Below are 12,106 nucleotides of genomic sequence, written 5' to 3' on the forward strand. Positions count from 1 at the left end.
CTCGCAAGCGGAGCGGGCCATGACGGCATGGCCATGGTCGACATTGCCGATGTCGCGATGATTTTCGTCCGCTGCCGCGGCGGCATCAGCCACCATCCCGACGAGCATGTCGAGCCTGACGACGCCGATGCCGGCGCGCGCGTGCTGCTGCGCGTGATCGAGAATTTCAGGCCGAACAGCTAGCCGCGTGATGAGTTTATTGAATCGTCATTGCGAGCCAACGGGTCGGGCAAATGCCCGCCCGATGACAGGCTCCGCCGAAGCAATCCAGAACCGTTGAGAAGGTCTGGATTGCTTCGTCGCTTCAGCGCAAAATTGCTCAGCGATTTTGTCGCGGCTCCTCGCAATGACGCTTCTGTGTCGGCGTTGCCCTCAAAAGGCGACGGAAATTTGAATGCATGGCGGCTTCGGGCCATCGGCGGACTCATGCACCGCAGCAAATTATGCCTATTCGATCACCTCGTCAGCAATGGCGAGTATTGTCGGCGGGACGGTGAGGCCAAACGCTCCCGCGGTTTTGACATTGATCACCAACTCGAATTTGGTCGGTTGCATGATCGGCAAGTCGGCAGGCCGCGCCCCTTTGAGAATTCTGTCGACGAAATCGGCGGCGCGCCGAAAATCACTGGGTAGGCTGGATCCGAGAGATTGCAGGCCGCCGGCAACGACGAAGTCGCGGATTGGGCAGCTCGTCGGTAAGCCGTTTGCGAGGGCAAGGGTCGCAATCTTCGTCCGATTGGCGACCGTCAGTGGATTCATTGTAACGAACAACGCGTCAGTGCGCTCCGACAGTCCGATGAATACGCTATCAATGTCATCTGCCGTGGCGACCTCGACTAGCTGCGGCGTCAGACCGATCCTTGTGGCATTGTCGCGGGTCTGGAGCCAATAGGTCGGCGTCCCCGGATCACGGGAATCCGCAAGCACAGCGACGCGCCTGGTCGCCGGCGCCATTTCGACGAGAAGCTGAAGGCGTTTGGCTACCAGGTCGAGCGACATATTGGACAGTCCCGTGACGTTGCCGCCCGGCCGCGCCAAGCTTTGCGCGAGGCCAAACGCAACGGGGTCTCCGACTGCGACCATTACAATAGGTAGGCCATCCGTTGCGGCACGGGCTCCATTGGTCACGAGAGAACCGCCCGTGACCAGAAGATCGACTCTCTCGGCCAGCAATCCGGCCATGATACCGGGCAGCCGCGCCGGCTGATTCTCAACCCAGCGGTCGAGGACCGTCATATTCTCGCCGTCACGCCAGCCCAGTTCTCGCATGCCTTCGAGAAAGGACACCAGGAACGGACCGTTTACCTGTGCCAACCCTGGGTCGATAAAGCCAATCACCGGGCCGCGCTTCTTTTGCCCGCGCGCCGCGAGCGGCCATGCGACCGCGGAGCCGCTTACCAGTGAGATGAAATCGCGTCGTCTCATGTGCCCTCAAATCGATGGGCTAAACCTATCATTATGAGCGGGACGCCAAAACCAAGTTGTGCAAAATAAAAAAGGTGGTGAATTCCGAATAGGGTCAAAAGCCGCCGATAGCGGCCGAGCCAGGCAACATCCGCTTCGCCCTCAGAAGCTGCCTTTATGAAGATACGCCCTAACCGGTGGTGACGTCGACGACCTCGGCGCCATCGAGCACCTGCTCGGCCTTGGCGTAGTCGAGATCGCCTTCCCAGGCCGCGACGACGACGGTGGCGACGCAGTTGCCGATCATGTTGCCGACCGCGCGCGCCATGCCGATGAACCAGTCGACCGACAGCACCAGCACCAGACCGATTGCGGGAATGCTGGGCACCGCGTTCAGCGTGGCCGCCAGGATCACGATCGCCGAACCGGGCACACCGTGCGCGCCCTTCGAGGTGATCAAGGAGACGCCGAGCACCAGCAGAAGGTCGCCAAACGAGAGCGGCGTGTTGGTTGCCTGCGCGATGAACACGACGGCGAGCGTGAGATAGATCGAGAAGGCATCGAGGTTGAAGGAATAGCCGGTCGGGATCACCAGCCCCACCACCGAATCCTTCACGCCAAGCCGTTCGAGTTTGCGCATCACCTGCGGCAACACCGCATCCGATGAGGCGGTAGCGAGCACGATCGTCAATTCCTCTCTCAAGTAGGAGAGGAATTTGAGGATATTCAGCCCGCAGAACGCCATGACGCCGCCGAGCACGGCAAGGACGAAGATCGAGACCGAGACATAGAACAGTGCGACCAGCGAGATCAGTTGCTTCAGCGAGCCGACGCCGTATTTTCCGACGGTGTAGGCGACCGCGCCCAGCACGCCGAGCGGAGCGGTGCGCACGATCAGGCCCATCGCGCGGAACAGCACGGTCGCGACCGCGTCGATGAATGAGGCGACCTTCTCGCCTTTCTCGCCGCCGACCAGCGCGAGGCTGACGCCGAAGATGATGGCGAAGAACAAGACCTGCAACACGTCGTTGCGCGACAGCGCATCGAAGGAGGTCGTGGGGATGATGTTGAGGAGGAAGGAGCCGATGCCTTCGCCCTTGAGATTTTTCGCCCGGTCGGCAAACGTCCCGAGCGCTTTGGGATCGAGGCTCGAAGCGTCGATGTTCATGCCGTGGCCGGGGCCGAACAGGTAGGCGAGCAGAAGGCCGACGACCAGTGCCACCGTGGTCATGACTTCGAAGTAGACCAGCGCCTTGACGCCAACACGCCCGACCTTCTTGAGGTCGCCTGCACCGGCAATGCCGTGAACGACGACGCAGAACACGATCGGGGCGACGATCATGGTGATCAGCTTCAGGAAGGCGTCGCTGAGGATTTTTAAGGAGATGGCAAAGTCGGGGCTCGCCACTCCCAGCACGATGCCCAGCATGAGCGCGACGAGAACCTGGACAAAAAGCGAGCTGTAGAGCGGTTTCCGCGCGACCGGCGCGGCGGTGGTGATTGTGGCCATCAAACGTCCCCCGAACGATCAGCTGATCCTAGAGCAAACAGCGAATGCGTAGCAAGTTTCGCGCCAGCCATCCGATCCTGGGAGGTGTTGGCGGGTTGCTTCGGCGATCGCTCGCTGTGGGGGCGCTGCTATTTCACTTCGATCTTCGCCTGTTCCGCCACGTCCTTCCAGAGCGCAAGATCCTGCTTGATGTAGCTCGCGAACTCCTGCGGCGAGCTGCCGACCACCTGAATGGCCTGGCTCTCGAGCAGGGACCTGGTCTCGGGATCCTTCAATGCCTGCACAATCTCGCTGTTGAGTTTGGCGACGATCGCGGGCGGCGTCTTGGCGGGCGCGAGAATGCCGTGCCAGCCGACCGCGTCGAAGCCGGGATAGCCGCTCTCGGCGATCGTCGGCACGCTCGGCGCCACCGGCGAGCGATCCTTGCTGGTGACGGCCAGCGCGACCAGCGTTCCGGAATTGATGAGGGCAAGCGCCGAGATCGGATCGGAGAACACCACCTGCACTTGGCCCGCGACAAGGTCCGCGACCGCAAGCGCCGTGCCGCGATAGGGAATGTGCGTCATCTTGATCCCGGCCTTGAGATTGAACAGCTCGGTGAGCAGATGATTGGAGGCGCCGACGCCGGTGCTGCCGTAATTCAGCGCGCCGGGCTTGCTCTTGGCGAGCGCCACGAACTCCTGCAAGGTTTTGACGCCGAGCGAGCGGTTGACGACCATGATGTAGGGATAGGTGCTGGTCAGCGAGACCGGCGCGAAGTCCTTGATGGGATCGTAGGGCAGGTCCTTGTAGACCGCCGGGTTGATCGAGATCGGCCCGGATTGTCCAAGCAGCAGCGTGTAGCCGTCGGGATCGGCGTTCTTGACCACTTCAGTTCCGACGATCGCGGCGCTGCCGCCGCGATTTTCCACGACGATGGTCTGGCCGTTAGCCTTGCCGATCTGCCGGGCGATCACGCGCGCCGTCGCGTCGGCCGAGCCGCCGGCGGAATAAGGCACAATCAGGCGAATGGGATGCGATGGGAAGTCATCGGCTCGCGCTGCATGTCCCAACAGCGCGGCACTGATGACGACGAGAAGCGATACACGCGAAAAGGAGTTCGAACGAATGAACATGGCCCCGGGCAGTTTCTTGTTGGTCGTTATGGGTCCAGCATAGGGCAGAATTTCATGGCCGGTCTATCGTCCCTTGGTTGCGCTTGGTCACCCTGGTGCCCACTTTCCGAAGTTCGTGTTACATCCCAGCGCGCACCTTTCACGACCTTCGGAAAGTCATGGGCACCAGCTAACTTATGATGCTAGTGCCGCTTGCTATTTGACGTTCCTGGATCGAATTCGCCGCTTGTGGTGCAGGAACGTCAAATAGGCGGCACTAGCGATGCTGTGCGCCGTCAAGAACAGGGAAACAGGAATGCTTCGTAAACCCGGCGTGACCGAGAGTCTGGCTCGTCATATTGTTGCAACGCGATGGGACGATATCCCGCGCGAGGTGAGCCATCAGGCCAAGCGATCCCTGATCAATTTTTTCGCGGTGACGCTGGCAGGTTGCCGCTCCCGGCCGGTCGAAACTGCGCTGCGCTCGCTTTTGGAGTTCTCCGGCGGCAAGCCCGTCGCCTTGATCGGGCGCAGCGAGCGGATCGATGCGCTCAGCGCCGCTTTTCTCAATGCGGCCAGCGCCAATGTCGATGATTTCTGCGACACCCATACCGCGACGGTCATTCACCCCACAGCGCCGGTGGCGGGCGCGCTGTTCGCCTATGCGGGGTTGCGGCCCATCAACGGCAGCGACCTCTTGCTTGCCCTTGTGCTTGGCAACGAAGTGCAGGGGCGCATTGGGCTTGCGATGTCGCCAAGTCATTACAACAGGGGATGGCACATCACCTCGACCTGCGGGGTATTCGGCGCGGCGACCGCGACGGCCAAGCTCTTGGGACTGGATCAGCGTCAGATGGTGTGGGCGCTCGGGATTGCGGCCACGCAATCGGCGGGACTGTGCGAATGTCTGGGAACGCCGGCCAAAAGCGTCAGCGTCGGCAACGCCGCGCGCAACGGTCTGTGGTCGGCGTTGCTGGCCGAGCAGGGATATGACGGGCCCGCTGAACCTCTCGCGGGCGTACAGGGTTTCTATCATGCGCTCGTGGAAGACGCGGACCTCTCACGCATCACGGGCGGCTGGGGCGAGAGCTGGGAGACCATGGCGACCTCCTACAAGCCTTATCCGTGCGGCTTCGTGATTCACCCCGTGCTCGATTGCGTACTCGACTGGCGGGGCGATCATCCCACAGTCGAGGTGGCGCGCGTCGTGGTGCGGGGAAATCCGCTGCTCGCCGTTCGCGCCGACCGGCCGGACATTTCGACGGGGCGTGAAGCGCAAGTCAGCGTGCAACACGCGGTCGCGGCGGCGCTGGTCACGGGACAAGCGGGGCTCGATCAGTTTACCGACGCTTGTGTGCAGGATCCGGAAGTAATGGCCGTGCGGAGCAAGGTCGAGGTCGTACGCGATGAGCGCTTTTCAACCGTGGCCGCCGCCGTCGAAATCACGACGACTGACGGGCAGACCTTCAAGCTGGAGCAATCGGCCGCGCGCGGCAGTGATGCCAATCCGTTGTCCGATGCTGATCTCGAGAAGAAGCTGCGCACTGCTGCCGAGGGGTGGAATCCGCACCATGACGCGACGCCGTTGATCGAGGCGATCTGGAACGTCGAGACATGCGCGGATGTTTCGAGGCTGGTCTCGCTGACCGTGCCGAAATAGATCAAGGCCGCACGGCCGGCGTCTCGATCGGCATGCCGCGGGCGCGCGACATCAGATAAAGCTCGAGCTCGACCAGTTCTACCGATCCGAAATCGTAGTTCTGCGCCCGCTGGCCGGTGATGCAATTGCGCAAGCGTCGCTGCAGCGATCCCAGTGATTGCCATTCCAGCCGATAGATCGGATAGCCGTTCGGCATCGCCTGCGTGACCGCGGAGCCGGCGAGGTGCTTGTCCCAGTTGTCGTCGTGGCAGTTGGTGCAGGCGAGATTGAGCTGTCCCTGCCGATGCATGAAGAGGTCGCGCCCCTTCGCGACGAACGGCTGAAGCTCAGCCGTCGTGTCGGGCGTGATCGGCATGCCGCGGGATTGTTCGGCGACGAAGGCGGTCAGCGCAAGCAGATCGTGCTTCTCGTAAGGCAGCGGTTCGGCTTCCTGGTGACGCGCGCGGCAGAGATTGATGCGCTGTTCGAGATTGACCGGGCGCCCCTGCACCTTGTCGTAGGCCGGATAACGCGCCGCCACGCCCTTCATGCTGCTCTTCGCATCCTGGTGGCAATCGGCGCAGGATTTTCCCGCAGAGCCCGCCCTGCTATTCCACAAGGCCTCGCCGTCGAGCACGCCCAGCATGCCGGGATTGGCCGTATCGTCATCCTGCATTGCCCTGGTTTCCGCACCCATGAACGTGTAACCGGAGCGGCGCTCGGCGGTTGGGATTTCGGTCGCGATCAGGGGACGAAGCACGATGCCGGCCGCGATCAGCAGCGAGGCCATGACGATGGTGATCGGACCCTTCATTCGACGGTGATGTTGGCCGAGCCGGTTTCGGAAAAGCCGTTGTCGCCGATCCACTCGAAATCGAATTTACCGCTTTTGCTCGCGGTCGTGAAAAAGGAGATGAACGGGTTGGCCGCGGTCGCGGGAAAGAAATCGGCGCGAAAAACTTCCTCGCCCTCGAAGCGGCAGGTGAAGCTCGTGATGATGTCGCGCGGGATCACCTTGCCATTGGTGGTGTGGCGATAGCCGGTTTCCATGATGTGCGACATCAGCGTCTTGATTTCGATGACGTCGCCGCTTTTCGCCTTCTTGGGAACGTTGATCAGGACGGAGGGCATCAGATCACCTCCTCGGTGCAGGCGGCCAGCGTCACCACGACGTCGGCGGTCGTCGACCAGAACGAACCGTCGGACAGCTTCGCGATTGCGGTGATCTTCTGGCTGTCGGCGAGCCGCACCCGCGTGGAAATCTGCGGCCGGCCGGTGCGCGGATTGAGGTAGAAGTTGCCCATATTGGGTTGCGGGTTCTTTTCGTTGAAGACGTGAATGCTCTTGACGTAGTCGGTCGGCGTCATCGGGCTCGTGACGCTCACCGTCATCGGCACGCTGTTGCCGTTTTCGACCAGCGGGGGAATGTCGAGCTTGACCTTGCCGGTCTGCACATTGGCGCCGCCGGTGACCGCGCGGATGGCGGTCGCCATCATCTCGGGTGTCGCTTCCACCGGACGCACGGTGATGGCCACGGGCAGGGCGCCGATCACGGCCGTGCTGCCGGCAAGGCCGAGGAAGCGGCGGCGGCTGGAAGTTGGTGGTCCTTGCATTCCTCGCATCCCTTCTTAATCGCGCAGCGTCGCCAGATACGCCACGATATCCTCAATCTGCTCGGCCGACAGGATCGGTTTGCCGCGCCAGGATTGCGCCACGCGATCGAGCCCGTCGACCCGGTAATAAGACGGCATGATCGTCTCCGGGTTCAGGCGCGAGGCGTCGACCAGGCGCAGCCGGAGCTGGCCGACCGACCAGCGGCTGCCGGCGCCGGAAAAGTTGGGCGCCAGGTCGCCCTGGAACCTTTCCTCCGGGAACGGGCCACTGTGGCACAGGATACATGTGGTGGTGCGCTCCACGATCAACTTGCGGCCGCGTGTGGCATCCCCGGGCGCGCCGGTCAGCGACTCCAGAATGGCATCGCCGGTGACATTGTAAGCCTTAAGTTCCTCTGCGCCGGCCGGACAAGGCAGCGACAGCAGCGCGACCGCGACACAACCTCCGACAATAGAAATGGCGGTATTAGCCAAAGGTTTCCACCGTGATGGTCTTGAACCAGGATTGCGCCTGATCGGCTTCGCGCTTGCGAACCTCGTCCAGTCCGTGACCGTTGAGCGGGCTCGTGAAGCTGGAGCCGACGATCTCGGCAAAAAGCTCGTCCCGCGGATGGTAGCTCCCCGACATGAAAAACGCATAGCCGGGCGACACGGTGTTGTAGCAGATACCTTCGAACGTCGGACTTGCCGGAGGTTTTCCGGCAATCAGGCTCGCCACCATCGCAGCGCAGACCTTGCCTTCGGCATGCGCGGCCGATGCGGATTTGGGAACGCTGCCGCCGATGATCGCATCGCCAATGACATGGATGTTGGGCACGAGTTTCGAGCCAAATGTCGCCGGATCGATCGGGCACCAGCCGGTGTTGTCGGCCGCGCCGGCGAGCTTGGCGATATTGCCCGCCTTCTGGGGCGGGATCACATTGGCAACTTGCGGATTGTAATTGCCGAACTCGGTGACCAGCGTGCCGGTTGACGTATCCACCGAAACGAGCCGGCCGCCTTGTGACAGAGCGATGCGTTCGATGATGCCGGGATAGAACGTCTTCCACGCGTGTTCGAACAGCTGTTGCTGAGGAATGGTGTCCTTGGCGTCCAGGATGAGAACTTTGGAACGCGGCTTTTTCGTCTTGAGATAATGAGCGATCAGGCTGGCGCGCTCATACGGCGCGGGCGGGCAGCGATAGGGCGTTGCCGGAACAGCGAGCGCGACCACGCCGCCGTCTTCCATCGCCTCGATCTGACGCCGCAGCAGCACGGTCTGTGCGCCGGCCTTCCAGGCATGCGGCATTTTTTCGGCAGTCGCTTCGTCGTATCCTTCCAGGGAGTCGAACCGCATGTCGATGCCGGGCGCGAGCACGAGGCGGTCGTAGGGAAGCGACGTTCCGTCGGCAAGACCAACGGTCCTCGCTTGCGGATCGACCTTGGCCGCAGCCTGCGCAATCACCGTGACGCCATCCGCTGCGGTCTTCTCGTAGCCGAATTGCTGCGCGCTGATGTCGCGCAGGCCGGCGATCACCTCGTTGCTGAACGGGCAGGCCGTGAAAATCCGGTTCGGCTCGACCAGCGTCACCTGCAATTTCGAATCGATCTTTCGCAACGCGCGCGCGCAACTCGTGCCGCCGAAGCCGCCGCCAATGACGATCACGCGCGCTGCCGATTGAGCAAAGGACGGGCAGGGGAAGGCGAACGACGCCGCTGCCGCCGCAAATCCGCGTACGACATGTCTCCGCGTCGCCTTGGGCCGCCGTGAATCCATCCACATGATCCTAGAGCGTTTTCGAGCGAAGTGGGAACCGGTTCGCGTGAAGAAAACACGTCAAACAAGAAGCTGGAGCCGATGATTTTAGCTGACTTGACCGTCATTGCGAGGAGCTCGCGACAAAATTGCAAAGCAATTTTGCGCTGAAGCGACGAAGCAATCCAGTCTGCCTTTGTAACCCTGGATTGCTTCGCTTCGCTCGCAATGACGACTCGACTCACCTCATCGTGCTTTAGCGCCCGGTTTTGATTCAATCAAAACCTGGCTCTGGAAAGAGAGCGGCGGCCTATAGAGGCCACCGCTTCAGACGTCACGCGAAGGTAATGTTCTGATCCCGCAGCGGCACCGAACGAATTCGTTTTCCGGTCGCTGCGAAATATGCGTTGAGCACCGCGGGCGCGGCGACGCAAATCGTCGGCTCGCCGACGCCGCCCCAGGCCCCGCCGCCGCCGCTCGGCATGATGATGGATTCCACGCGCGGCATTTCGGCGATCCGCATCGAGTTGTAGGTGTCGAAGTTCGCTTCTTCGATGCGGCCATCCTTGACGGTGCAACCGCCATAGAACAGGCCCGAAAGTCCGTAGACAAAGGAGCCCGCAACCTGGCGGTCGATCTGCGCCGGATTGACGGCGTGGATCGGATCGGTCGCACCAATGATCCGGTGCACCTTGATCTTGTTGCCATCGGTGACCGAGATTTCGGCAGCACCGGCGACATAACTGCCGAAGCCCATGAAGTGGGCGATACCGCGATAGACCCCTTGCGGCGCCGGCTTGCCCCAGCCGATCTTTTCCGCCACCGCATTGAGCACGGCGAGGTGCTTCGGATTCTTGGACATCAGCTTGCGGCGAAACTCCAGTGGGTCCTGGTTCACCGCATGCGCCAGCTCGTCCATGAAGCATTCGACGTAGATCGCATTGTGGTTGACGTTGACGCCGCGCCAGAAGCCCGGCGGAACGTGCGGATTGCGCATCGAGTGGTCAATCAAGAGGTTCGGAATGGTGTATCCGAACGCGGTCTCGCCGTTGGGGTTGAGACCCTGGAAGGTGACCGGGTCCTTGCCGTTGACCATCGCCTCGGGCCGCAGGCTCGCCAGGATCGACTGGCCGGAGATCCGCATATGCAGCGCGGTGAGGTTGTTGTCGGCGTCGAAACCGGCGGTCATCTTGCACTGGGTGACCGGATGGTAGGCGCCGTGCTGCATGTCTTCTTCACGCGACCACAACAACTTGATCGGCGTGCCCGGCATCTGCTTGGCGATGGCGACCGCCTGCCGCACATAATCGGTGTTGCCCTTGCGGCCGAAACCGCCGCCGAGCATGTGCTTGTAGACGTCGCACTTCTCCGACGGCAGGCCTGAGACTTCCACGGTGGCCGCGAAGGCTGCTTCGCCGTTCTGCGTGCCGCACCAGACTTCGCACTTGTCCGCCGTATAGAGTGCGGTCGCGTTCAGCGGCTCCATGGTGGCGTGGTTCTGGTAGGGATAGCTGTAGACGGCCTCGACCTTCTTGGCGGCGCTGGCAAGTGCCGCTTTGGCATCGCCGTTTTCGTTGCCGACAAAGGCCGGCTGCGAGGGATCAAGACCTTCGGCGAGCCATTTTGCGATCGTCTCGTTCGAGACCTTCGCGTTCTCGCCTTCGTCCCAGACGATCGGCATGGCATCGAGCGCAGTCTTGGCGTGCCACCAGGTATCGGCGACGACGGCGATCGCGCTGTCGCCGACCTTCACCACCTTCTTCACGCCCTTCATGCCGGCGATCTTGGCTTCGTCGTAGCTCTTCAGCTTGCCGCCGAACACCGGACACTGCTTGATCGCGGCATTGAGCATGCCCGGCAACTTGACGTCGATGCCGTACATCATCTTGCCGGTGGTCTTGTCGGCGGTGTCGAGCCGCTTGACCGGCTTGCCGATCAGCTTCCAGTCCTTCGGATCCTTCAGCTTCACGTCGGCGGGCGGCGTCAGCTTGGCGGCGGCTTCCGCGACCTTGCCGTAGGTGGTGGTTTTCCCCGACGGCGTGTGGGTGATGGTGCTGTTGGCCGCCGTGCATTCGGAGGCCGGCACCTTCCATTCGTTGGCGGCGGCTTCGATCAGCATCACGCGCGCGGTCGCGCCGCCCTTGCGGACGTAGTCCTGCGAGGCGCGAATGCCGCGGCTGCCGCCGGTCGAGAAATCACCCCAGGCGCGCTTGCGAGCGACGCTCTGGCCGGGGGTCGGGTAGTCGGTCGTGACTTTCGACCAGTCGCATTCCAGTTCTTCCGCAACGAGTTGGGCAAGACCGGTCAGCGATCCCTGGCCCATTTCCGAGCGGGCGATGCGGATCACGACGGTGTCGTCGGGCCGGATCACGACCCAGGCGTTCACTTCGGGCGAACCGTCGGCGGCGCGCACGACGGCCGGGCCGCCAAAGGGAATGTCGAGGCCAAGCGCGAGGCCGGAGCCGAGCGCGGCGCTGCCAATGACGAAAGCGCGGCGGTTAAGGCGGGGCATATGATTCATGATGTCCTCCTCAAGCGTTCGCGGCGGCGTGGATCGCCTCGCGCACCTGCTGGAAGGTGCCGCAGCGGCAGATATTGGTGATGGCGTCGTTGATGTCCTGGTCGGTCGGCTTCGGCTTCTCCTTCAGAAGCGCCGCGACCGCCATGATCATGCCGCTCTGGCAATAACCGCATTGCGGCACGTCGGCATTGATCCAGGCCTGCTGCACCTTGTGCAGGGCGCCGCCAGCCGCCAGTCCTTCGATCGTGGTGATTTGCTTGCCGGCGACTTCGCTCAGCGTGACGCCGCAGGAGCGCATTGCGACCCCGTCGACATGGACGGTGCAGGCGCCGCATTGTGCAATGCCGCAACCGTATTTGGTGCCGGTCAGGCCGACGTTCTCCCTGATCGCCCAGAGCAGCGGCGTATCCGGTTCGGCGTCGACGTTAAAGGATTTTCCGTTGATTGTGAGGTTTGCCATCGCGATCCCCTGGTTGGTTCAATTCATCAATTGAACAGCCGATAATTTGGACCGGAAATGGAGGCGGTTCAAATCAATATTCTGCGGGGACGCCATGGAATAAACGGGCTTGGGAGACCGGTTGTTTTGA

The 12,106-nt window shown here is 62.2% G+C and carries 12 protein-coding genes; 2 read left to right on the forward strand and 10 right to left on the reverse strand.

Features of this window, described 5'->3' with window-relative positions; translation table 11 throughout:
* A partial coding sequence (locus VFB05_RS07995) for a M20/M25/M40 family metallo-hydrolase (protein ID WP_325010792.1) occupies positions 1-183 on the forward strand: 183 nt, incomplete at its 5' end.
* 264 nt (positions 184-447) lie between these two features.
* On the opposite strand, the gene VFB05_RS08000 is transcribed toward VFB05_RS07995, so the two are convergent.
* The 3 genes from VFB05_RS08000 to VFB05_RS08010 all read right to left on the reverse strand — a co-directional run bounded on the left by VFB05_RS08000 (position 448) and on the right by VFB05_RS08010 (position 4,029).
* Positions 448-1,338 (reverse strand): ABC transporter substrate-binding protein, encoded by an 891-nt coding sequence (locus VFB05_RS08000; protein ID WP_325010794.1) that lies wholly within the window; start codon positions 1,336-1,338, stop codon positions 448-450.
* A gap of 256 nt (positions 1,339-1,594) precedes the next feature.
* Positions 1,595-2,914: a dicarboxylate/amino acid:cation symporter gene (locus VFB05_RS08005; protein ID WP_325010796.1), complete on the reverse strand. Its 1,320-nt coding sequence runs from the start codon at positions 2,912-2,914 to the stop codon at positions 1,595-1,597.
* A 128-nt stretch (positions 2,915-3,042) separates the two neighbouring features.
* The gene (locus VFB05_RS08010) at positions 3,043-4,029 is read right to left on the reverse strand and encodes a tripartite tricarboxylate transporter substrate binding protein (protein ID WP_325010798.1); all 987 of its coding nucleotides are present in this window, start codon (positions 4,027-4,029) and stop codon (positions 3,043-3,045) included.
* 295 nt (positions 4,030-4,324) lie between these two features.
* Between VFB05_RS08010 and VFB05_RS08015 the strand changes: the two genes are divergently transcribed.
* Positions 4,325-5,668, forward strand: coding sequence for an MmgE/PrpD family protein (locus VFB05_RS08015; RefSeq protein WP_325010801.1), 1,344 nt, complete (start codon positions 4,325-4,327; stop codon positions 5,666-5,668).
* 1 nt (position 5,669) lies between these two features.
* Here the strand turns inward: VFB05_RS08015 and soxA are convergent, their stop codons facing one another.
* The 7 genes from soxA to VFB05_RS08050 all read right to left on the reverse strand — a co-directional run bounded on the left by soxA (position 5,670) and on the right by VFB05_RS08050 (position 11,976).
* Positions 5,670-6,437 (reverse strand): sulfur oxidation c-type cytochrome SoxA, encoded by a 768-nt coding sequence (gene soxA / locus VFB05_RS08020; protein ID WP_325011211.1) that lies wholly within the window; start codon positions 6,435-6,437, stop codon positions 5,670-5,672.
* 20 nt (positions 6,438-6,457) lie between these two features.
* Entirely contained in the window at positions 6,458-6,778 is a 321-nt protein-coding gene (gene soxZ / locus VFB05_RS08025) for a thiosulfate oxidation carrier complex protein SoxZ (RefSeq protein WP_325010803.1), read from the reverse strand.
* The gene (locus tag VFB05_RS08030; protein ID WP_325010806.1) at positions 6,778-7,269 is read right to left on the reverse strand and encodes a SoxY-related AACIE arm protein; all 492 of its coding nucleotides are present in this window, start codon (positions 7,267-7,269) and stop codon (positions 6,778-6,780) included. Before VFB05_RS08030 ends, soxZ begins: the two co-directional genes overlap by 1 nt.
* Positions 7,270-7,275: 6 nt before the next feature.
* Positions 7,276-7,686 (reverse strand): sulfur oxidation c-type cytochrome SoxX, encoded by a 411-nt coding sequence (soxX, locus tag VFB05_RS08035; protein WP_414643169.1) that lies wholly within the window; start codon positions 7,684-7,686, stop codon positions 7,276-7,278.
* 40 nt (positions 7,687-7,726) lie between these two features.
* A complete protein-coding gene (locus VFB05_RS08040) occupies positions 7,727-9,022 on the reverse strand; it encodes an FAD-dependent oxidoreductase (RefSeq protein WP_414643164.1) in 1,296 nt (431 codons plus the stop codon).
* A 307-nt stretch (positions 9,023-9,329) separates the two neighbouring features.
* On the reverse strand, positions 9,330-11,516 hold the full coding sequence (locus tag VFB05_RS08045; protein WP_325010810.1) for a xanthine dehydrogenase family protein molybdopterin-binding subunit: 2,187 nt from the start codon (positions 11,514-11,516) through the stop codon (positions 9,330-9,332).
* A 10-nt stretch (positions 11,517-11,526) separates the two neighbouring features.
* Positions 11,527-11,976 (reverse strand): (2Fe-2S)-binding protein, encoded by a 450-nt coding sequence (locus tag VFB05_RS08050; protein WP_325010812.1) that lies wholly within the window; start codon positions 11,974-11,976, stop codon positions 11,527-11,529.
* Positions 11,977-12,106: the final 130 nt, after the last annotated feature.

It is taken from the genome of Bradyrhizobium sp., assembly GCF_035652035.1.
GTDB lineage: Bacteria > Pseudomonadota > Alphaproteobacteria > Rhizobiales > Xanthobacteraceae > Bradyrhizobium.